Annotated in this window: 21 protein-coding genes; 14 read left to right on the top strand and 7 right to left on the bottom strand. The window is 65.9% G+C overall.

From position 1 onward, the window contains the following. Window positions 1-3: 3 nt before the first annotated feature. The 6 genes from LMQ14_RS05765 (at window position 4) to pth (ending at window position 4,524) form a co-directional block, all read left to right on the top strand. A complete protein-coding gene (locus tag LMQ14_RS05765; RefSeq protein WP_267733838.1) occupies window positions 4-984 on the top strand; it encodes a ribose-phosphate diphosphokinase in 981 nt (326 codons plus the stop codon). After that, window positions 985-1,353: an arsenate reductase (glutaredoxin) gene (gene arsC, locus LMQ14_RS05760; RefSeq protein WP_267733837.1), complete on the top strand. Its 369-nt coding sequence runs from the start codon at window positions 985-987 to the stop codon at window positions 1,351-1,353. Between the two features lie 35 nt (window positions 1,354-1,388). Continuing rightward, complete coding sequence (locus LMQ14_RS05755; RefSeq protein ID WP_267735370.1) at window positions 1,389-2,000, top strand: LpqN/LpqT family lipoprotein; 612 nt, start codon at window positions 1,389-1,391, stop codon at window positions 1,998-2,000. 54 nt (window positions 2,001-2,054) lie between these two features. Next, window positions 2,055-2,924 (top strand): oxidoreductase, encoded by an 870-nt coding sequence (locus LMQ14_RS05750; protein WP_267733836.1) that lies wholly within the window; start codon window positions 2,055-2,057, stop codon window positions 2,922-2,924. A 352-nt stretch (window positions 2,925-3,276) separates the two neighbouring features. Next, window positions 3,277-3,936 carry a 50S ribosomal protein L25/general stress protein Ctc gene (locus tag LMQ14_RS05745; RefSeq protein WP_267733835.1) on the top strand — a complete coding sequence of 220 codons (660 nt, stop codon included), beginning with the start codon at window positions 3,277-3,279 and terminating at the stop codon, window positions 3,934-3,936. A 12-nt stretch (window positions 3,937-3,948) separates the two neighbouring features. After that, the gene (pth, locus tag LMQ14_RS05740; RefSeq protein WP_267733834.1) at window positions 3,949-4,524 is read left to right on the top strand and encodes an aminoacyl-tRNA hydrolase; all 576 of its coding nucleotides are present in this window, start codon (window positions 3,949-3,951) and stop codon (window positions 4,522-4,524) included. A 4-nt stretch (window positions 4,525-4,528) separates the two neighbouring features. Here the strand turns inward: pth and LMQ14_RS05735 are convergent, their stop codons facing one another. The 5 genes from LMQ14_RS05735 to LMQ14_RS05715 form a co-directional block, all read right to left on the bottom strand. After that, the gene (locus tag LMQ14_RS05735; RefSeq protein ID WP_267733833.1) at window positions 4,529-6,166 is read right to left on the bottom strand and encodes a fatty acyl-AMP ligase; all 1,638 of its coding nucleotides are present in this window, start codon (window positions 6,164-6,166) and stop codon (window positions 4,529-4,531) included. Between the two features lie 339 nt (window positions 6,167-6,505). Further along, window positions 6,506-7,459, bottom strand: coding sequence for a 4-(cytidine 5'-diphospho)-2-C-methyl-D-erythritol kinase (locus LMQ14_RS05730; RefSeq protein WP_267733832.1), 954 nt, complete (start codon window positions 7,457-7,459; stop codon window positions 6,506-6,508). A gap of 72 nt (window positions 7,460-7,531) precedes the next feature. Beyond that, entirely contained in the window at window positions 7,532-8,464 is a 933-nt protein-coding gene (gene rsmA, locus LMQ14_RS05725) for a 16S rRNA (adenine(1518)-N(6)/adenine(1519)-N(6))-dimethyltransferase RsmA (protein WP_267733831.1), read from the bottom strand. After that, on the bottom strand, window positions 8,428-9,555 hold the full coding sequence (locus tag LMQ14_RS05720; protein WP_267733830.1) for a resuscitation-promoting factor: 1,128 nt from the start codon (window positions 9,553-9,555) through the stop codon (window positions 8,428-8,430). The genes rsmA and LMQ14_RS05720 overlap by 37 nt, the downstream gene beginning before the upstream one ends. 143 nt (window positions 9,556-9,698) lie before the next feature. Continuing rightward, the gene (locus LMQ14_RS05715; protein ID WP_267733829.1) at window positions 9,699-10,559 is read right to left on the bottom strand and encodes a TatD family hydrolase; all 861 of its coding nucleotides are present in this window, start codon (window positions 10,557-10,559) and stop codon (window positions 9,699-9,701) included. Window positions 10,560-10,577: 18 nt separating this feature from the next. On the opposite strand from LMQ14_RS05715, the gene metG reads away from it, so the two are divergent. Together metG and LMQ14_RS05705 are read left to right on the top strand one after the other, a co-directional pair. After that, window positions 10,578-12,134 carry a methionine--tRNA ligase gene (gene metG / locus LMQ14_RS05710; protein WP_267733828.1) on the top strand — a complete coding sequence of 519 codons (1,557 nt, stop codon included), beginning with the start codon at window positions 10,578-10,580 and terminating at the stop codon, window positions 12,132-12,134. A 135-nt stretch (window positions 12,135-12,269) separates the two neighbouring features. After that, complete coding sequence (locus tag LMQ14_RS05705; RefSeq protein ID WP_267733827.1) at window positions 12,270-12,635, top strand: PAS domain-containing protein; 366 nt, start codon at window positions 12,270-12,272, stop codon at window positions 12,633-12,635. 57 nt (window positions 12,636-12,692) lie between these two features. Here LMQ14_RS05705 and LMQ14_RS05700 read toward each other — a convergent pair whose 3' ends face one another. Next, window positions 12,693-13,376, bottom strand: coding sequence for a TetR/AcrR family transcriptional regulator (locus LMQ14_RS05700; RefSeq protein ID WP_267733826.1), 684 nt, complete (start codon window positions 13,374-13,376; stop codon window positions 12,693-12,695). A gap of 118 nt (window positions 13,377-13,494) precedes the next feature. After that, window positions 13,495-14,175, bottom strand: a complete 681-nt coding sequence (locus tag LMQ14_RS05695; RefSeq protein WP_267733825.1) for a TetR/AcrR family transcriptional regulator — start codon at window positions 14,173-14,175, stop codon at window positions 13,495-13,497. Between the two features lie 342 nt (window positions 14,176-14,517). On the opposite strand from LMQ14_RS05695, the gene LMQ14_RS05690 reads away from it, so the two are divergent. The 6 genes from LMQ14_RS05690 to LMQ14_RS05665 all read left to right on the top strand — a co-directional run bounded on the left by LMQ14_RS05690 (window position 14,518) and on the right by LMQ14_RS05665 (window position 21,629). Then, window positions 14,518-14,646 (top strand): hypothetical protein, encoded by a 129-nt coding sequence (locus tag LMQ14_RS05690; RefSeq protein WP_267733824.1) that lies wholly within the window; start codon window positions 14,518-14,520, stop codon window positions 14,644-14,646. Next, on the top strand, window positions 14,643-15,830 hold the full coding sequence (locus LMQ14_RS05685; protein ID WP_324291108.1) for a PPE family protein: 1,188 nt from the start codon (window positions 14,643-14,645) through the stop codon (window positions 15,828-15,830). The genes LMQ14_RS05690 and LMQ14_RS05685 overlap by 4 nt, the downstream gene beginning before the upstream one ends. Window positions 15,831-15,918: 88 nt before the next feature. Continuing rightward, a complete protein-coding gene (locus LMQ14_RS05680; RefSeq protein ID WP_267733823.1) occupies window positions 15,919-16,641 on the top strand; it encodes a dTDP-4-dehydrorhamnose 3,5-epimerase family protein in 723 nt (240 codons plus the stop codon). Beyond that, window positions 16,638-18,143 carry a sugar transferase gene (locus tag LMQ14_RS05675; RefSeq protein ID WP_420714661.1) on the top strand — a complete coding sequence of 502 codons (1,506 nt, stop codon included), beginning with the start codon at window positions 16,638-16,640 and terminating at the stop codon, window positions 18,141-18,143. The genes LMQ14_RS05680 and LMQ14_RS05675 overlap by 4 nt, the downstream gene beginning before the upstream one ends. 10 nt (window positions 18,144-18,153) lie before the next feature. Next, complete coding sequence (locus LMQ14_RS05670; protein ID WP_267733822.1) at window positions 18,154-19,617, top strand: oligosaccharide flippase family protein; 1,464 nt, start codon at window positions 18,154-18,156, stop codon at window positions 19,615-19,617. Further along, the gene (locus LMQ14_RS05665; RefSeq protein WP_267733821.1) at window positions 19,614-21,629 is read left to right on the top strand and encodes a glycosyltransferase; all 2,016 of its coding nucleotides are present in this window, start codon (window positions 19,614-19,616) and stop codon (window positions 21,627-21,629) included. The genes LMQ14_RS05670 and LMQ14_RS05665 overlap by 4 nt, the downstream gene beginning before the upstream one ends. Window positions 21,630-21,801 lie beyond the last annotated feature (172 nt).

Here is a 21,801-nt window from a genome sequence, read left to right as displayed (position 1 = left end):
ACGGTGAGCCACGACTGGACCGATAATCGCAAAAATCTGATGCTGTTCTCCGGCCGGGCGCATCCCGAGCTGGCCGAGCAGGTCGCCAAGGAACTCGACGTTCACGTCACCGCGCAGACCGCGCGCGAGTTCGCCAACGGCGAGATCTTCGTGCGCTTCCACGAGTCGGTGCGCGGGTGCGACGCCTTCGTCCTGCAATCGAATCCGGCGCCGGTGAACAACTGGCTGATGGAACAGCTGATCATGATCGACGCGCTCAAGCGAGGCAGCGCCAAACGGATCACCGCCGTCATGCCGTTCTATCCCTACGCGCGCCAGGACAAGAAGCATCGGGGCCGCGAGCCGATCTCGGCCCGGCTGGTCGCCGACCTGCTCAAGACCGCGGGGGCCGACCGGATCGTGACCGTCGACCTGCACACCGACCAGATCCAGGGTTTCTTCGACGGGCCCGTCGACCACATGCGCGGCCAGACCCTGCTGACCACCTACATCAAGGACAACTACCCCGACGGCAACATGGTCGTGGTCTCCCCCGACTCCGGCCGGGTGCGCATCGCCGAGAAGTGGGCCGACTCGTTGGGCGGCGTCCCGCTGGCCTTCATTCACAAGACCCGGGACCCGCGGGTGCCCAACCAGGTCGTCTCCAATCGCGTCGTCGGTGAGGTCGAGGGCCGCACCTGCGTGCTGATCGACGACATGATCGACACCGGCGGCACGATTGCCGGCGCGGTCAAGCTCCTGCTCCAAGATGGAGCGACCGACGTGATCGTCGCGGCGACCCACGGTGTGCTGTCGGAGCCGGCCGCCGAGCGGCTGGCCAACTGTGGCGCGCGAGAGGTGATCGTCACGAACACGCTGCCGATCGGCGAGGAGAAGCGCTTCCCTCAGCTCACGGTGTTGTCGATCGCGCCGTTGCTGGCCAGCACAATTCGCGCCGTCTTCGAAAATGGCTCTGTCACAGGGCTATTCGATGGAGACGCCTAGATGGCCGAAGCTGTCATCTACCACAACCCCAAGTGCAGCACCTCCCGCAAGACGTTGGATATGTTGCGGGACAACGGTTTAGAGCCCACCGTAATCCAGTACCTGAAGACTCCGCCGGCGCGCGCCGAGCTGGTGAAGATGATCCGCGACGCAGGTATCGATGTGCGCACCGCGGTACGTAAGCGTGAATCGCTGTATACCGAACTCAAACTGGCCGACGCGTCGGATGATCAATCCCCCGCAAGCGGGAGGTGCCCCCAGCTCGACGCGATGGCCGAGCATCCGATTCTGATCGAGCGCCCGTTCGTCGTCACGGCGAAGGGCACCCGGCTGGCCCGTCCGATCGACGCGGTCCACGAGATTCTGTGAGACGGCTCGCAGCCGCTGTCGCGATCGCCGTGTCGATGGTGTGCGCGACTGCTTGTGGACCCAAAACTCCTGATTACCAGTCGGTCTGGACGACGAGTTCTACGACCACGGCCGCTACGACGGTCGAGAAGCCTGTCCCCCTGTCGCAGTACCTGAACAGCATCGGCGTGACCGGGCACCAGGTGGCGCCCAGCGCGCTGACCGATCTGAAGGTGTCGATACCGACGCCGCCGGGCTGGGCGCCGTTCACCGATCCGCATATCGCGCCGGAGACCGTAATACTGGCCAAGGACAAGAAGTACCCGACCGCGCGGCTCGTGGTGTTCGCCCTCAGCGGCGACTTCGACCCGGCGCAAGTCATCAAGCATGGCAACGACGATGCCCAATTGTTCGAGAACTTCAAGCAATTGGACGCCTCGATGGCGCCGTACAACGGGTTCCCCTCGTCGATGATCCAGGGCAGCTACAACAGCGAGAACGGCACCCGGCTGCACAGCTGGAACCGGATCGTGCTGCCGACCGGGTCGCCGCCGGCCAAGCAGCGCTACTTCGTTCAGTTGACCATCACCGGCCTGGCCGACCAGGCCGCCGCACAGTCGACCGACGTCGACACGATCATCCACGGATTCGTCGTCGCGGCGAAGTAATCAGGCGTGGCGGCCTGATTGAGACGGCGCGACAGTTGGCTAGGGTTATCAGCCATGACCGACTGGACCGCCGCCGATCTACCGTCATTCGCCGGGCGCACCGCGATCATCACCGGCGCCAACAGCGGGCTGGGTGCGATCACCGCCCGCGAGCTGGCCCGCGCCGGCGCCCAAGTCATCCTGGCCGTGCGCACCCCGAGCAAGGGCGAGGACGCCGCCGCTTCCATGACCGGCGACGTCAAGGTGCGCCAGCTGGATCTACAGGACCTGGCGTCGATACACCGATTCGCCGACGGCATCGCCGGCGCCGACCTGCTGATCAACAACGCCGGCATCATGGCCGCCCCGTTCGCACTGACCGCCGACGGCTTCGAGAGCCAGATGGGCACCAACCACTTCGGTCATTTCGCGCTGACCAACCTGTTGCTCCCCAAGCTCACCGACCGGGTGGTGACGCTGTCGTCGATGGCGCACTGGCCCGGCCGGATCGACTTCGACGACATCAACTGGAAGAACAAGCGGTATTCGGCCTGGCTGGCCTACAGCCAGTCGAAGCTGGCCAACCTGCTGTTCACCAGCGAGCTGCAGCGCCGCCTGAAGTTGGCCGGTTCACCGCTGCGTGCGGTGGCGGCCCATCCCGGCTACTCGCACACCAACCTGCAAGGCGCCACCGGCCGCAAGCTGGGCGACGCGCTGATGTTGGCCGCCACCCGGGTGGTTGGCACCAGCGCCGATTTCGGCGCCCAGCAAACGCTCTACGCCGCATCCCAGGACCTGCCCGGCGACACGTTCATCGGCCCGAAATTCGGCTGGATCGGTCGAACCCAACCCGTCAGCCGCAGTCGGCACGCGCAAGATCCGACCACCGCGACCGCGCTCTGGGACCTGTCCGAGCAGCTCACCGGCACCAAATTTCCGCTCTGAGGCCAGTCCGCACCAACGCGGCCACCTGCCACACCCGCCTCATCTGGAATCGCGTGACGTTTTGCCCGCCTCTGAGCGACAACGGGCTTCCGCTGCAGCGTCACTCGGTTTGTCGCTGGGAGGCGGGCACATCGACTGTTCCCGGGCGAGAGGGCCCTGGGGCTGATGTGACGGTCGCCAGCCGCGAGAGGTTCCAAATTTCCGCTCTGAGGTGCCGATGCGCTAACCTTGCCGGGCGTCACGGCGAGGGTGGTAGGCGGCTAGCCAGCACCGTTATCGACGGAGACCGACATAATGTCGCGATCCTGGCCGTGCCTTCACACTTGGGTAACGAGCACACAGGAGCGACACGATGGCTAAAAAATCTGCAGCCAACCAAATCACCGCCACGGTACGAGCCGAGACCGGCAAGGGCGCGTCCCGGCGCGCCCGCCGCGACGGCAAGATTCCCGCCGTCCTGTACGGTCACGGCGCCGACCCGCAGCACCTCGAGCTGCCCGGGCGCGACTTCGCGGCGGTGCTGCGCCACTCCGGCACCAACGCGGTGCTGACCCTGGATATCGCCGGCAAAGAGCAGTTCGCGCTGACCAAAGTGCTCGACATCCACCCGATCCGCCGCACCATTCAGCACGCCGACCTGCTGGTCGTGCGTCGCGGCGAGAAGGTCAACGTCGAGGTCACCGTCGTGATCGAGGGCGAGGCCGGGCCAGACACCCTGGTCACCCAGGAGACCAGCACCATCGAGATCGAGGCCGAGGCCCTGTCGATTCCCGAGCAGTTGACCGTGTCGGTCGAGGGTGCCGCGCCCGGCACTCAGTTCACCGCCGGACAGATCACGCTGCCGTCGGGCGTCAACCTGATTTCCGACCCCGAGATGCTCGTCGTCAACGTGGTGAACGCACCCACCGCCCAAGACCTCGAGGAAGAGGGCGCGGGCGAGACCGGCGAAGCCGCCGAAGCCGCCGAGGACGAGGCCGGCGAAGCCGAGGCCTCCGAAGAAGAGTCCGAGTAGGCGGCCGCCGACATGGCCGAACCGCTCCTGGTGGTCGGCCTGGGCAATCCCGGAGACAACTACGCCCGTACCCGGCACAACCTCGGGTTCCTGGTTGCCGACCTGCTCGCCGCCCGACTGGGCTCAAAGTTCAAGGTGCACAAGCGCTCCGGCGCCGAAGTGGTCAGCGGCCGGCTCGCCGGGCACTCGGTGCTGGTGGCCAAGCCGCGCTGCTACATGAACGAGTCCGGCCGCCAGGTCGGCCCGCTGGCCAAGTTCTACTCCGTGGCGCCGGCCGACATCATCGTCATCCACGATGAACTTGACCTCGACTTCGGTCGCATCCGGCTCAAGATCGGCGGCGGCGAAGGCGGCCACAACGGGCTGCGTTCGGTGGCCTCAGCGCTGGGCACCAAGGATTTTCAGCGGGTGCGCATCGGGATCGGGCGTCCGCCCGGACGTAAAGACCCGGCGGCGTTCGTGCTGGAGACGTTCACCGCCGCCGAGCGGCCCGAGGTTCCCACGATCTGCGAGCAGGCGGCCGACGCCACCGAATTGCTGATCGAACTGGGGCTAGAGCCCGCGCAGAACCGCGTGCACGCCTGGTAGTGCGCTACCTGGTGACCAGGGTGACCGAGTTGGACCGGCGCAGCTTGCCCGACGGCGTCTTCGGAATGGTCCCGGGACCGAGCACCACGACGTTGCGGGGACGCATGTCGACCTCTTTGAGCACCTCGCGGGCGACCTCGTGTTCCATCCGGCGCACCTCGGCCGGGTCCTGGAAGGCGTTGGACTCGACCGCGACCGCGAACGTCTCGCGCGAGTGGCCGGCGTCCAGGCGGACCGCCACCGCGCAGCCGGGGCGAACACCGTCGACGCGGCAGGCAGCCCGCTCGATGTCGGTCGGGTAGATGTTGCGGCCGGCCATGATGATGACGTCCTTGACGCGGCCGCAGACCACGATGTGGCCGTTCTCGTCTATGTAGCCGAGGTCGCCGGTGTCGTACCAGCCGTGCTCGTCCTGGGCCGAGATGAAGCCACCCATCGTCAGGTAGCCGGGCGTCAGCGACTCGCCGCGCAGCTCGATCACGCCGACACCGCGCGGGGCCATCACGTTGCCCTGCTCGTCGATGATGCGGGCCTCGAGGTCCTTCAGCAGCGGGCCGAGCGTGGCCAGCCGGCGGGTGTTGCCCTTGGTCGCGGGCACGGCCCGGCGCAGCGCGGCCAGCAGGTCGGCGTCCACCTCGTCGACGACGAGCCCGGCGTTGCACTCCGAGAACGACACGGCCAGCGTCGTCTCGGCCATGCCGTAAGCCGGCAGGATCGCCGAGGACCGCAGGCCGAACGGCTTGCCCGCGTCGAGCAGGTCCTCGACGTCGGCGGGCTCGACCGGCTCGGCGCCGGACAGCGCGAAGCGCAGGGTCGACAGGTCGAAGTCGCCGGGCTTGGCGTTGCGGCGCAACCGCTTGGCCAGCAGCGCATACGCGAAGTTGGGCGCCGCGGTCATGGTGCCCTTGTACTTGTCGATCAGCTTGGCCCACAGCAGCGCGTCGCGCAGGAAGTCCATCGGCGTGACCTTGACCAGCTCGGCGCCGAAATACATCGGGATGGTGAGGAAGCCGACCATGCCCATGTCGTGGAAGCAGGGCAGCCAGCTGACCATCACGTCTTTGTCGATGTCGTACTGGGCGCCGATGAACATGGCCTCGGCGTTGGAGTAGATGTTGCGATGGGTGATCTGGACGGCCTTCGGCGAGCCGGTCGAGCCGGACGTCAGCTGCATCAGCGCCAGGTCGTCCTCGCCGACCTCGACGGGGTCGATCGGTTCCGACGCCAGCAGGTCGGCGACGGTGAGGACTTTGATGCCCTTTTCTTCCAGCACCGGGATGGCGACCAGGAAGGGCTCGGAGACGATGACGACCTTGGCCTCGATCATGCCGATGACGTTCATGGTGTCCTCGGCCCACACGGCCAGGTCGGTGCGTGGGGTGGGCTGGTGCAGCATGGTCAGGCTGGCCCCGCGCAGCCACAGGCCCTGCGCCGTCGGGGCGATCTCTACCGGGAAGCCGGCCAGCACACCGACGGCGTCGCCGAGCCCGATACCGGCGGCGGCCAGGCCGCCCGCGATGCAGCGAGCGCGCTCGTGGACCTCGCCCCAGGTGTGCCGGACAGGTGCGTGGGGATCACCGGTGACCATGCCCTTCTTCGAAATGTGGGCATTGTGGACCATCTTCTCGGTAAACCTGCTCACGCAAACCTCCTAGGTTCCGGCGTTATCCCCAAGACCCGGATTTTCATGTTCCGCTCGCCGGGCAACACTTTGCAGCAGGCGCGCGAGCACAGTTGGGAAGCGGTTAGATCTCGGAATAGTGATTGATCAGCAACCCCGTGTCCGGTTGCCCGATCGGCACGACGACTCCGAACCGGTAAGCCCGGCCAGCGTCGATCAAGAAGCCGTCCACCGCGACTGCCGGCGGACGGCCGGACCGAATGCTCGAGTTGCTCGATAGTCGTCACCGCGAGTTATCTTAAACTCCTCTTAAGTAACAACCCACCATTTCGGCAATTTGAGTCGGATTTCACAGCATGTTCAGTCGTCGGTCATCGGCGTCGGCACCACGCGGGCGCCGGGCACCGGACCGCTCGCGACGCGCACCGTGCGGCACACACCGGCCCCGGACAGCTGCGTGCCCATATCGACCGCCGAGGCCGCTGAAGTGCACAGAAACGCGCACGTCGGGCCCGAACCGGACACGATGCCGGCCAGCGCACCCGCCTCCTCGCCGGCGCGCAGCGTGCGCCGCAGCGCCGGATTGAGGCTGACCGCCGCGTCCTGCAATTCATTGCCCAGCAGCGGCGCCAGCTGCTCGGGATCGCCGGCGGCCAACGCGGCCAGCACCGGCCCGGGCTCGGCGAGCCGCGGCGAGTCCGCGGTTTCCCGGATCCGGTCAAGCTCGCCGAACACGGCCGGGGTGAGCAGCTCGCCGTAAGCGAACGCCAGCACCCAGTGGAAGGTGTTCCGGGACAGCACCGTGGCCAGCTCCTCGCCCCGCCCGGTGCCCAGCGCCGTGCCCCCGTGCAGGGCGAACGGCACGTCGCTGCCCAGCTGCGCGGCCAGCATGCGCAGATCGCGGCGCGGCACGTTGAGTTCCCACAGCGAATTGATCGCGACCAGCACCGCGGCGGCGTCCGCGCTGCCACCCGCCATACCACCGGCCACCGGAATGGATTTGTCGATCATGATCGAGACGTCGGGCGCGCGGCCGACGTGTTCGGCCATTAGCTCGGCGGCCTGCCAGGCCAGGTTGCGTTCGTCGGTGGGCAGCTTGTCGGCCCCCTCGCCGACCAGCTCGAGCGACAAGACGTCGGCATTGCGCACCGTCAGCTCGTCGAGCAGCGAGACGGCCTGAAACACCGTCGTCAGCTCGTGATAGCCGTCGTCGCGGCGATCGCCGACGGACAGGTACAAGTTGACCTTGCCGGGCACCCGAACCGTGACTGACCCGGTGGGCACCCACTGCGCAGCGGTGTTGCCGTTAGACATCCTCGGTCTCCCAGCCAGCCACCGCAGCAGACTATCGCTGCGGGCAGCCTTCTACACGCAACGGTGCCGGGGTCAGCTGCCGGAGGCCTGCGATTGTGTCGGGTCGCCGGAGCGACGCAACAGCCGCACGAAGTCGTCGATGGACAGCGTCTCGCCGCGGCGGGCGGGATCAATGCTGGCCGCCAGCAATCGATTTGCCGACTCGTTGCCCGAGCCCGCCCACTCCAGAAACGCGTTGCGAGACGTCTTGCGCCGTTGGGCAAACGCGATATCGATCAGTTTGAATACCTGGCGCCGGAAGGCGTCATCGGTGGGCCACGGCGCCGCGTCGTACCGGTCGATGCGGACCAGCCCGGAATAGACGCGGGGCACCGGCCAGAACACGGTCGGCGAGACCATGCCGCACCGACGGACCCGTCCGAAGAAACGCGCCTTGACGCTGGGCACGCCGTACTCCTTGCCGCCCGGCTCGGCCGCAAGCCGCTCGGCGACCTCTGCCTGCACCATCACGGTGAGGGTCGCGATGGACGGAAATTCGGCGAGCAGATGCAGCAATGCCGGCACGGCGACGTTGTAGGGCAGATTGGCGACGACGGCGGTCGGCGCTTGGCCATGTGCAAAGGCCAGCTCGTCTCGCCTGAGGTTCAACACGTCGCGGTTGCACACCGTCAGGCGCTGGATCTCGCTGTGTGAGTGCTCGCTGACGGTCTGCGGGAGCCGCTCGGCGAGCACCGGGTCGATTTCGATGGCGGTGACCGTGGCGCCGCGGTCAAGCAGCGCCAGCGTGAGCGAGCCGAGACCCGGGCCGACCTCCAGCACATGATCCGCGCGACCGATTCCGGAGATCGAAACTATCCGCCGGACCGTGTTGGCGTCGTGGACGAAATTCTGGCCCAACGATTTTCGTGGCCGAAATTCAAGTTCTTTGGCCAGCCGCCTGATATCGGTGCGTCCGAGCAGCTGGATCGTCAGTGTGCACCGGCTCTTCCGCTGCACACTGGCCACGCGCCCCAACCCTGGCGCTCCCTGGTCACCTCGGCGACGGTGATCTGCTCGTCGCGGCTGGCGAGATCGGCACGGGGGGCAAATCGCAACCCGCCGTTGCGCTCCCAGGTGCTTTGGTCGAATTGCACGCCGCCGTAATAGCCGTTGCCGGTGTTGATCGCCCAGTTTCCACCGGCCTCGCAGCCCGCGATCGCATCCCAGATGGATCCGTCGGTCACCGGGGGCACCTCGGTGCCGGGTTTGGTGCCCACCCGCACCACGGAGTCGCGGGCCGGCGCGATCACGATGTTCGCGATCGGCAGCCGTCCGGTCTCCACGCCGTTGACCGTCGCCACCGCATAGGTGACGTCCTGCGTGCCCGGGCTACCCGGGTCTTCGACAACCTGGCGGCTCATGTTCATGTCGGGGTCTTCGACCTTGCGCGCGTTGGGCGCCAACGGGATTCGCTCGGTGACCTTCTCGATGCGGTTACGCGTCACCTGGATCTGCATGCCGTCGACGATCGGCGCGGTCGCGGCGGGCGCCACCTGGTCGCTGTCCTGCAGGGGCACGCCGGCGGCATTCAGCAGGCCCGCGACGTTCGGCGCCGGCAGGTGCACCATGCGGATCGTGCCGCCGTCGTTGATCTGGACGGTCTTGGCGCTGACGACCGGCAGGGCCATTCCGGCCAGCGGAACCCGGCTGCCGCGCGAGGCGGCGGCGGGGGCGGTGTCGGTCATCGCGAGCTGAGCCAGCGCCTCGTCGACGGTGGAAGCCGTCGTCCACACCTGCTTGGTGTCGCTGCCGTCCAGCGAGATCTGCAGCGGCCGGCTGCGCCGCAGCGTGATCTTGTCGGCATTGTGAATCTGGACATCAGCGGCGGGGTACAGATCGTCGCGCTTATCGACGACGTAGCCGTTCTCTTCGACGATGTCGAGCACGCGCGATTTCATCGTCGTCACCCGCATCGCGATGCCGTCGACGGTCAACGTCACCGTCTTGGATACCGAGACCGCGAAACCGCCGGCGAACGCGAGTACTAACAGCAGTCCTGCGGCTACCAGCCGCAACATCGGTGATGGGGTCTGATGAAGTCTTCTCAGTACAGTCAACGCGCTTCTACCCCGACCTCAGCAACCACTTAACGACCTACCCGGCAGTATTCGACAACGGTGCAATAAACCAACGATTCGATCACAAGACGGTAACGAACCGGTCAACCTGGAGCAACTCCGGCACGAATGTGTTGTGGAAATCACCCGCCCGATTCGACGAGTCCGTAGACCCGCCCGGCATTGCTCGTGGTGATTCGGGCTAGTTCTTCCGCCGGGCGATCGAGCAGTTCCGTGATCGCACGAACAGTATAAGGAAGGCAATAGGGCTCATTGGGTGCGCCACGATAAGGATGCGGTGTCAAAAAGGGCGCATCAGTTTCCACCAGCAGCTGTTCGGCCGGAATCAACGGCACGGCCTCGCGCAGCGCGCGAGCGTTACGGAAGCTCACCGTCCCGGACAGGCTGATAAACCACCCGGCGTCGACGCAGCGGCGGGCCATTGCGCTGTCCGACGAAAAGCAGTGGAAGATCACGACGTCGGGCGCGCCCTCGGCGTCCAGCACGTCGAGCACCGCGGCGTCGGCATCCCGGTTGTGAATCATCAGCGGTTTGCCGCACCGCTTGGCCAGGTCGATATGCCAAGCGAAGGCCTCCCGCTGCACCTCGGGCGCGGCGCAGCCGTCCAACCGGCCGGGCCAGTACAGATCCATGCCCGTCTCCCCGACGGCCACCACGCGGGGGTCGGCCACCAGCCGCTCGATCTCGGCGCGGGCGTCGTCGTCGAGGGCGTCCGCGCGCGTCGGGTGCAACGCGACGGCGGCGTACACGCGCGGGTCCCAGCCGGCCGCCCGGGTCACCCAGCGCGCCGAGTCCAGATCGTCGGCGATCGTGACGACCGCGCCGACTCCGACCGCCGCGGCACGCTCGAGGATGGCCACCACATCGGCGGCGTCGCGGGCGCCGCATGCGTCGAGGTGAGTGTGCGCATCGATCAGCGGCGCCAGCGGCTCCGGGGCGGGCGGCGCTTCTCGTTTACCAGGTCGGCTGGAGCTCACGCGCACACAATAGGGTGAATCTCGATGAGGCCCTATTACGTCACCACTGCGATCGCGTATCCAAACGGTGCGCCGCACGTGGGTCACGCCTACGAATACATCGCGACCGACGCGATCGCCCGCTTCAAGCGGCTCGACGGTTTCGACGTGCGCTTCCTGACCGGAACCGACGAGCACGGCCAGAAGGTCGCCGAAACCGCGGCCGCCGCGGGCGTGCCGACCGCCGAGCTGGCCCGGCGCAATTCCGATGTGTTCCAACGCATGCAGGAGGCGCTGAACATCTCGTTCAGCCGCTTTATCCGCACCACCGACGCCGACCACCACGAGGCGTCCAAGGAGATCTGGCGGCGCATGGAGGCCGCCGGAGACATCTATCTGGCTACCTATTCCGGGTGGTATTCGGTGCGCGACGAGCGGTACTTCAGCGACTCGGAGACCGAGGTGGTCGACGGCACCCGCATCGCCACCGAGACCGGCGCACCGGTGACCTGGAGCGAGAAGGAGCAGACCTTCTTCTTCCGGCTCTCGGCGTACGCCGACAAGCTGCTGGCCCACTACGAAGCCAACCCCGACTTCATCGGGCCCGAGGTGCGGCGCAACGAGGTCGTCAGCTTCGTCTCCGGTGGGCTGACCGATTTCTCGATCTCGCGAACCACGTTCGACTGGGGCGTGCAGGTGCCCGAGCACCCCGACCACGTCATGTACGTCTGGGTCGACGCGCTGACCAACTACCTCACCGGCGCCGGATTCCCCGACACGGACTCGGAGCTGTTCCGCCGCTACTGGCCCGCCGATCTACACATGATCGGCAAGGACATCATCAGGTTCCATGCGGTCTACTGGCCGGCGTTTTTGATGTCGGCCGGAATCGAGCTTCCGCGAAGGGTTTTCGCGCACGGTTTCTTGCACAACCGCGGCGAGAAGATGAGCAAGTCAGTGGGCAACACCATCGACCCGGTGGCGCTGGTCGACGCGTTCGGCGTGGACCAGCTGCGCTATTTCCTGCTGCGCGAGGTGCCGTTCGGCCAGGACGGCAGCTACAGCGAAGAGGCCATCATCAACCGGATCAACACCGATCTGGCCAACGAGTTGGGGAACCTGGCGCAACGGTCGTTGTCGATGATCGCCAAAAATCTCGGCGGGGTGATGCCCGAACCCGGCGAATTCACCGCCGCCGATGCCGAGCTGCTCAAGACGGCCGACGCGTTGTTGGAGCGGGTGCGCGCCAGCTTCGACGAGCAGGCGATGCACTTGGCGCTCGAGGCGATCTGGCTGATGCTGGGCGAGGCGAACAAATACTTTTCGGCCCAGCAGCCATGGGTGTTGCGCAAGAGCGAATCCGAGGCGGATCAGGTGCGCTTCCGCACCGTCCTCTACACGACGTGCGAGGCGGTCCGTATCGCGGCGCTGCTGGTTGCGCCGGTCATGCCGGAGTCGGCGGGCAAGCTGCTGGACCTGCTCGGTCAGGCCGACGACCAGCGGACGTTTGCGGCGATCGCCGCGCGGCTAATCCCTGGCTCGGAATTGCCAGCCCCCACCGGCGTGTTCCCCCGGTATCAGCCAGCTTCCGAAGACGAGTAAGCAACAGCGAAAAGAAGTGGCAGCAAACCGCCGTCAGCGCACGCGTTAGGAAATATGTCCAACATGACCTCTGGCATAGACCATAATCGGGCTGTGGAGCGACGACAGAATCGGCACCAGCACAATCAATCTCCGATGACCACGTTGAAGCAGCTGCCTGCCCTGGTGGTGCTGGAGCGGATTCCGGTCCCGGTGCTGGCGGTCGGCGACGACGGCGCGATCTTGTTCACCAACACCGCATTCGCGGAAATGGTGGGCTACGAGTCGGACGAGGTCTTGGCGCTGCGCTTCGGTGAGGTTTTCCACCAGGCCCCCGACTCGGAATCCTCGCTGCTGTCGGTCGTTCATGCCCTGGCGAACGAGGTCGTCGAACTGGCGCACAAAGACGGCTCGGTCGTGCGCGCGCTGATGAGCAAGTCCGTGGGAATGCGGGCCGACGACCGATTCGCCCTGGCGACGTTCCAAGATTTGACCGAGCAGTTATGGGACGAAGAGCATTAAACCGCGGGTTTGAAAATAGCGTTGATCGATACCAAAGGTATGTATGCCTGAGGCTAGCTAGCTATCCAATGTCGTTGCGTCGGCCCGCGCATGGCGCATTGCTTCGCGACTAAGGAATTGCCCGAAGTAAGCCTGCGACGCTTCGGAGACCATGCCGGGGAGAAGAAGCTCCCAGATCTGAGTCAGACGCTTGATGCCATCAATGGGCCGTTTGCTCTCGGGCCCAGATATCGCGTTGGACAGCAAGCGCATTCCGAAGATGGCGCCGACGATCGACTCGCCGATCACCGCCGGATCCTGGTCGTTGCGCAGGTCTCCTTCGGAGATTGCCCGTTGCGCCTCGGCTGCCACCAGCGCAACCAGGTCCGTGCAGAAACGCCCGGCAGCCGGGTTGAACCCACCCAGCGCAGCGATCAAATGCTCAGCCGCGCTGGCGATTTCGTCTGAGCTCAGCACTTTGACGATCGTAAAGGTGCCGTGCAGCAAGTTCTCCAGCCCCGGCGATGACGGCCCGCACACGCCCCGAAAAGCGCTGAGCAGCCGGTCGGAGCCTTCTTCAATGATGGCTGACGCCAACATTTCTTTCGAATCGAAGTGATGGTAGAGGGCGCCCTTGGTCATTCCGGTGCGCTCGATGATCGCACTCCATCCGGCGGCCGGATATCCGACCTCGCCGAAAACTTCGATTGCGGCGGTGAGGATCTTTCGGCGAGTCGCTTCGGAGCGAACCTGGCGCGCCATTGCCGTTATGCCTCCGGACTGTCGTCGCTGCGCAGGTTCTGTTGATCCCGTCTCACATTGCCTCGCAAGCAGATTAACAGCCGCTACACATAAACCGATCGACCAGCCCGCCCCACTCCTATTGCGGCGAGTCCGTGTCAGTGGAAGTAGCGTTGATCGCGAGCGTCGCACGCCGCTTGAGGAATTGGCCGAAGTACTCGAACCGGTCCGGCTGCAGGATGCCGGTCAGGATGAAGGTCCAACACTTCTCCACGTCGAGCAGGAATCGTTCCGGTTGATCCAGAGTGCTGGTTTGTCGCAGCCCCATATGTAAGGACACCAACAGGCGTCCGACATCATGCGGATCATTCCGTGGATCGATGTCGCCTTCGGCAATGGCTTGCTCGACAACGCCGGCCAACGCTTTGACCCAGTTGTCCAACAACTTCTCCTGCAGTCCCTGCGTCCGTCCGACCGACTCGATGAGGTTGAGGCCCGCCCGCACGGCGTCGGTCGTGATGTCGCCGACAGCAATGAGGTAGGAGAAGTCGATGAGGGTCTCGAGGCCCGAAAGTCCGCGCTTCATCAGATCTTGCACGGCGCTGGTGCCCGAGGTGGTCTGCCTTTCGATGATCGCGACGGCCAACGCGTGCTTCGACTTGAAATGGAAGTACATGGCCCCCTTGGTCAGTTCGGCTTCGGCGAGGATGTCGTCGAGACCGACGTCGTGGTAGGGCCGTCGCGCGAACTGATGCGAGGCAGCTCGCAAAATCTGTCGCCGCGTCGCGTCGGCGCGGCCATCGTGGGATTGAGAAGTCATCGGTTCGGCGAACTCACCTTCGCGATCCCGCGCGTCGCAGATAGCCGGCGACGCCAGCGTCCAGGGTGCGTGTGGTGTATCGACCCCACGATTTCGATGCCGTCAAGCAGGGCACGCACCTCGCTTCTTCCGCGGTCCAGAGCGAACACTCACCGAGTGCCCCAAGCGACATTTGGCCACTACTGAGGTTAGCAGCCGCCGGAGGACCCATCCTTGAGTCCGCGAGCCGGAGCGTTAGATACCTGTAGTAAAGATCATACCTTAGATGAGAACTAAAAGTATGGTTTGTGCGCTATTATGGGGGAGTCAGTTTGGTACGTCGGCCGCCAAAGGGGGAAGTACATGTCGCTGGTCACCATGCGACCCGGATACCGGGCCGCGTTGGCCTGCACACCATCGGCCGACGGATTCCTGTCCAGCTCACGCACCGCCGCCGCGGTCCCGGTCGACTCAAGCGCGGGTTCGAAGTGATCGATTTTGGCGCCTTGCCCCCCGAGGTGAACTCGACGCGGATGTATGCCGGTCCCGGCCCGCTATCGCTCTCGGCCGCCGCGGTTGCCTGGGAAAACCTGGCTTCCGAACTGCATTTCGTGGCAAGTTCCTACCGAACAGTGATCGCGGGATTGACCACCGGACGGTGGCTGGGACCTTCCTCACTGTCCATGGCATCCGCGTTCGGGCCATACGTCGCATGGACCACCGGGGCGGCCGCGCGGGCCGCCGAGTCCGCGGGTCAGGCCCGGCTTGCCGTGGAGGCCTATGAAGCCGCCTTCGCGATGACCGTCCCGCCACCGGCGGTCTTCGCCAATCGGACCCAACTCGCCTCGCTGACCGCCACCAACTTCTTCGGCCAGAATTCGCCGGCGATCGCGATGAACGAGGCCCAATACGGCGAGATGTGGGCGCAGGACGCTTCGGCGATGTACCAGTACGCAGCGAATTCGGCGATCGCGACCGACGTGACGCCGTTCACCCCGGCGCCGAACGTGACCGACGACAGCGGAGTGTCCGCGCAGGAGATCGCGGTCGCCAAGGCCACCGGCATGTCGGCCGGCACCCAATCCGCCTTGCAGAATCTGGTTTCCACCGTTTCGCCGACGTTGGAGGCGCTGTCGACGCCGACCGGACTCGCGTCGTCAAGTCTGGTCGCAGACTCGTCCACCGGATTGGGGAGCTTGTTCAGCGCGGACAACATTTCCCTGATCAGCAACGTGGCGGCGATCTGGATCATGGCGTTGCCCACGCCGCTGTACGCGCTGTCCAGCCTTTTCGGAATCGCGCAGAGCAGCCAGTCGATGGGAATGGCCGCGGCTTCCGTCGGTACCGACCTCGGAGCGGCGGCAGCGACGGGCGCAGCCGAGGCCGCGACCGGCGCGGCTGGGCTCGGAAACGCGGGCGTGCTGGGCAGCATGGGCGCGGCTAACTCGTTGGGGCCGTTGTCGATACCGCCGGGATGGACCAGCGTGGTTCCGCCGTCACCGGGCGCCTTCTCGGGGCTACCCAACGCCGTTGCCGGCGGTGCGCCTTCCACACCAAGCATGTTGGGCGGCGTGCCATTACGGCCGCCAGGTTCCGGCTCGGGACCCACCCCCGGTCCGCGATACGGCCTGGTGCCCACCGTCATGGCCCAGCCGCCGTCGGCCGGATACGGATAACCACACCGAATGTGCGGCGGCTACGGCCTCCGCAGCAAAGACGACTACCCGACCCCTACCAGCGCGTCTATTCCGGAAGGAGACGTTAGTGAAGTACACGCCTACCAGCATTGCGGGGGTCACGATCGTCGACATCGAGCCCACCTCCGACCACCGCGGCTTCGTCTCCCAGTCCTTCTCCGCCCAGGAATTCGCCGAAATCGGGCTGATCGCCGATGTCGTGCAGACGCAAATCTCCTTCAACCACACCCGAGGCACGGTGCGGGGCTTGCATCGTCAGGCGCCGCCGCACGCCGAGGCCAAACTGGTTCGCTGCACTCGCGGCGCAATTGCCGACGTCGTCGTGGACGTCCGACCCGAGTCGCCGACCTACGGCAAGCACGTCATGGTCGAGTTGAGCGCCGACAACCACCGGTCGCTGTTCGTACCGCCGTATGTCGCCCACGGCTTTCAGACCCTGAGGGACAAGACCGAAGTCAGCTGCCAGGTCAGCGGTTCCGTTACGGCTGCCGGCGAAGAGGGATTCCGGTTCAACGAACCGGAATTCGGAATTGAATGGCCGCTGCCGGTGACCGTCATTTCCGAAGCGGACGCCACCTGGCCGAAGCTGGAGAGCGTCGACGGCGACGTCATCGTGATGATGGACGTCGACCGGCTACTGGCCGAACGGTCAACCTATGACTCGTCCGCTGTCCCGGCGCGTATTGCCCCCGCACGCCGGCCCGTCCATCTCAGCGAGTGCGCCACGCCATCCGGAACGAGGTTCAGCACTGACGTGTGGCCGCATCACCAAGAGAGCGGGTCGGCATAACCACCTTGCAACACACCCGGATTCGCAGCGCGCCCGCACCCGCGCTTCCCTTGCCAACGACCGGCAGCCGCAACCTCCGTCGCTGGCAACGCAAGTATGCCAACCGCGTGCGCATCACCGATGCGGCGATCGTGGCCGGATCGGTGACCCTGGCACAGTTTGTCCGGTTCGGCGGCTCGCCATCCGCCTCCGGTTACGCCGGCGGGGTTATGACGATGTTCTCGGTGATCTTCGCGGCGCTTTGGCTATCGTCGCTCGAAATATTTCAGACGCGGTCAACGCGAGTCATCGGCGCGGGAATCGACGAGTACCGGCGCATCGCCCACGCGTCGTTCCAGACGTTCGGGATCATCGCGATCATCACGCTGCTCGCCAAGATCGAGCTGGCGCGCGGCTACCTGGCGGTCGCGCTTCCGGTCGGCACGCTGGGATTGCTGGTGAGCCGCAACCTGTGGCGCCGGTATGTCGGCCGCAAGCGCGCCGACGGCGAATACCTGACGAAGGTATTGGCGATCGGAGACCGGTCCGGGGTGCAGCACCTGGCGCTCGAACTGGAGCGCAACCCGAAGAACGGCTACGTCGTGGTCGGCGTATGCATACCGGGATATGGAGCGCCCCGCGGCGAGACGCTCGAGGTTCATGGCCACGCGATCCCGGTTCTCGGCGACGACAGCTATGCGGCGCCCGCCGTCGAGGGTTGCGGTGCGGACACCGTGGCGGTGGCCCGCACGGAGCACTTGGGCGTGCAGCGCATCCGAGAACTGATGTGGCAGTTGGAAACCAAGGACATCGACCTTGTGGTGTCGCCCGGGGTAATGGACGTCGCCAACGCACGATTGACCCTGCGGCCCTACGCGGGCTTCCCGCTGCTGCACGTGGAAAAGCCCCAATACGAAGAGACCAACCGCTTTCAGAAACGGGCCTTCGACTTCTGTTTCGCACTGGCCGCCGTCGTAGCGACGACGCCGGTCATGATCGCCTGCGCCATCGCAATCAAGCTGACGAGCAAGGGACCGGTCTTTTACCGGGCCGAACGCATTGGCCTCGAGGGCAAGGCGTTCACGATGCTCAAATTCCGCACCATGGTGGACGGCGCCGACCGGCAGGTCGCACAGCTGCTGGCGCACAACGAGGGCGCCGGGGGCATGCTGTTCAAGATTCGCCAGGACCCCCGCATCACACCGGTCGGGCGGGTGCTGCGCAAGCTCAGCATCGACGAGTTGCCGCAATTCATCAATGTGCTGAAGCAGGACATGAGCGTCGTCGGACCACGGCCGCCGCTGCGACGCGAGGTGGAGATGTACGACGTCGAAGCCAAACGCCGGTTGCTGGTGAAGCCGGGCGTCACCGGATTGTGGCAAGTCAGCGGCCGTTCAGACCTTTCCTGGGAAGATTCCGTCCGGTTGGATCTGTCCTATGTCGATAACTGGTCAATGGCAGGGGACCTGATGATCGTCGCTAAGACGATCAAGGTCGTCCTGGTAGGCGATGGGGCCTACTGATGACACTGCGATGACTGAACCGGTGGTCGACCCTGTAGTCGGGCCGACGGTGCCGCTCTCGCAGATCGCTCACGCTTACGCTATCCAGCTGGTCTGCCGAGCACTGGGGATGGTGGCGTCCGTCGTTTCGGTGGCGATGACTGCCCACTACCTGGGCCCCGGGCTCTATGGGCAGCTCACGATCGCGGTCGTGTTCATCGGGATGTGGTCCAGCCTGGCCGATCTCGGCATTGGAACCGTCATCGTCCGACGCGTCACGTCCGGCCAGGGCGATCTGGAGCGGCTCGTCCGGGTCAACAGTGGCCTGTCCCTGCTGTATTGCCTGCCGCTGGCCGTCGCGGCGGCAGGCACCGGGCTGCTCGTGTATCACGATGCCGACGTGCGCATGATGCTCGTCGTCCTGTCCGGCCAGCTGCTGATGATGACGATGACCACTCGGTTCGAGCCGGTCTTCATGGCCACCGTCAAGTTCTCTGCGGTGGCCATCTCCGACGTTGCCAGCCGGCTGGCCGTGCTGGCCGCGGTCTGCTGGCTGGTGACCAGCCGAGCGGACGTGGTCTGGTTCGCGGTGGTCCAGCTCATCCCGCCGGCCCTGCAACTGTTGATCCAAGGCACGGCCGCGGCGCGACAAATCTCGCTTCGCCCCATCTTCGCGCTGCGAGAGGCCGCTGATTTGATGCGGGAAAGCCTGCCGCTGATGGGTGTCATGGTGGTCGCCCTCGTGTACTGGCGCGCCGACGGCGTCATCCTGTCCTTGCTGAGCACTCAATCCGAGGTCGGCGTCTACGGGTTGGCCTACACGCTCGCGTTCAACACCGAGGTGTTGGCGCTTTTCTTCCTGAAGTCGTCGCTATCGACCGCGACGGAGCTGTTCGCACGCGATGTCGGCGCTTTCGCCGACTTCCTGCGCCGCAGCGTCGAACTGATGTATTTCCTGATGGTGCCGGTCGCGGTGGTCGGCGGGTTACTGGCCGGGCCGCTGATCGGATTGCTCGGCGACCAGGCCTTCGTCGCTCGCGGAACCCCGACGCTGGCACTGCTGCTGGCCGCGGCCGCGCTGCGGTGCATCGCCAGCACCCTCGGCCAGGGATTGTTCGCCTCACATCAACAGCGGTTCCTGTTCCGGGTCTGGGTCGTCACGCTGGTGCTCAACATCGCGCTGAATCTCGTGCTGGCCGGCCGGTTCGGGGCCGTCGGTGCGGGGGTGACGTTGGTGTGCACGGAGCTGTTCGGCACGGCGGCCGCGAGCTGGCAGCTGCGACGCCGGTGCGGCTACCGCGCGCCGGTGAAGTTCCTGCTGCGGGTGCTCGTGCCGACGGCGGCCAGTGTCGCGGTCGTGCTGCTGCTCCCCGGTCTCCACGTGGTGTTGGTGCTCGCCATTGCGGCCGCCGTCTACCTGGCTGTCAACATGGCGATCGGGCCCGTCAACTGGTCGATGTTGACATCGCTCACCCGGAAAGCGGCGCCGGCATGACCCGGCAAAGGGATCGTGCCTACCTGAAGCGCCCGGTCGGTGACACTCACGCGCTGCCATCCGCGCGGCCGCTCGCGGTGCTGATCGTGACCGACAAGAACCACGTCCTGGTAGAGAGATGTCTGACCAGCGTCGCCGCACAGCTACCCGAGCTGCCCGTCTATGTCTATGAGAACAGCGGTGCCGGATATCCCGGTCGCGAGGAGCTGGCCGCCCGGCATCCGGCGGTCCATTGGGTGCTGGGGTCGGCAAGCCTCGGCGTCGGCGAGGCATTCAACGCATTGGCCGAGCAGGTGCCCGGCGACGCCGATCTACTGCTCTTGAACCCCGCCGCAGAGCTGCGGGGACCGTTGACGCGCACCAGGGAGTTACTGCGAGAACCGCGGGTGGCGGCGGTATCGCCGATGGCGGGTGCCGCGGCCGCATCCGAGCGGGTCCCGTGGGACCTCGCGATGCGCCGCCCCACCCTGCTGCGCGCACTGGTGGCGGCCACCGGCCACTCGAATGCCCTACGCGGAACAGCGATTTCACCCCGGTATGCCCACCAGCCCGACGAATCCGAGACCATCGACGGCTATGTCGACGGTGGCTGCCTAGCGATCAGCCGCGCGGCCTGGAACACCGTCGGCGGCTTCGACGAGGAGTTCTTCGGCTACGGGGTGGACGTCGACTGGCAAACCCGCGCCCGCGCGGCGGGCTGGCGCATTCTGCTCGCCAACGAACTCGGCTTCGATCGCGGTAGTGCGGTGGCCGACTTCGGTGCGCTCGGCGCCGACGCATTGCCGGGCGGAGACGTCTCGGCCGACGAACACCGCCGCGATCACGACTTGCTGCGGGCCAATACCGCGTTGGTGCTCGAGCACCAGCGCAGCGTTCACCACGCGGATGTATACCTGGTCGGGACAACGCTTTTGGATCGTATACAGCCCCCGAAGCGCGCCGCGCGCCGCAGGGCGCGGCACCATTGGAGCCACGGTCTGCCGGAGATCGTAATCGCCACCAATCGTCTGGTGCACGGCGGAGCCGAGCGGCAGAAGGCATTGCTGGCAGCCGAATTGGCTCGCCGCGGCTACCCGGTGACCATCGTCTGCGTGCAACGGTTCGGCCCGATGATCGAGGAGATTCCGAACAACGTGCGGGTGGTGCGCCAACCGTGGTGGGCACCGGCCGTCGACCTACGCGATGGCCCGGCGGTATTGATCAGCGGCGACACCAACACCGAGACGGGGTTTGGCACGCTGTGGCGGGCCGCCGGCCGCGAGCGGCGCTGGCTGGTCGCCCCGCACACGCCGCCGGAGGAGGACGGGCCGATCTACTCGCGGCCACTTGCCGCCGCAATGTCCCGAGCGGACGGTTTTATTGTTCTGGCGCAACGACATTGGGAAATGCTGGCCGCTCACCATCGGTTGACCGGACGGCGCTTCGTGGCACCCAACGGCGTCACCCAGGAGGACCAGCCGCGCCAACGGATCCGCTCGGCCGATGCCCCGGTGCATTTGGTGGTGCTGTCGCGGATCGTCGAGCACAAGAACCCCCACCTGCTGGTCGAAGCGCTCAGCGGCCTGACGGAATTGCCGTGGACGCTATCGATATTCGGCGACGGCCCGGATCGGGCGAAACTCGAGGCCCGCACTCCTGCCGCGCTGCGCGACCGGGTGCAGTGGCGCGGCTGGTCGCCCGGTCCGGCGCACGCGCTGGCCGAGGCCGACCTGTTGTGTCTGCCCAGCCGCTTAGAGGCGTTCCCGTTGTCAATACTCGAGGCGATGGCCCGGGCGATACCGGTGGCCGCGTCGGCGGTCTGCGCGGTCCCGGAAATGCTGGATTTCGGAAAGGCCGGCTTCCTCGTCGATCCGCCGTCAGCGCAGGGCTGGCGAGAACGCTTGGCCGAGATACTGGCAGACCCCGCCGCGCTGCAAGCGGTGGGGATGCAGGGCTTCGAACGCATGCGCAAGCACTACACCGTGGAAGCGATGACCGATGCCTACCTCGACGCGATAGACGCAATCCTATGAACGTAAGTGCCGCAACGCCTTTCATCGATAGCGACGGAAATGAAGACGGTTTCGCCTTGTGCCAACCGCGTAGCCGGAGGGAATTAAGATCAGCGACAAGCAGATTCGCGAGCTGGAGTCCGGCCGCGACGCTCATCAACGACCCGTTGCCCCCACGTCCCCGCGGCTCGAT

The organism is Mycobacterium sp. Aquia_213 (genome assembly GCF_026625985.1).
GTDB lineage: Bacteria > Actinomycetota > Actinomycetes > Mycobacteriales > Mycobacteriaceae > Mycobacterium.
This window is presented reverse-complemented; position numbering and strand designations above follow the sequence as displayed.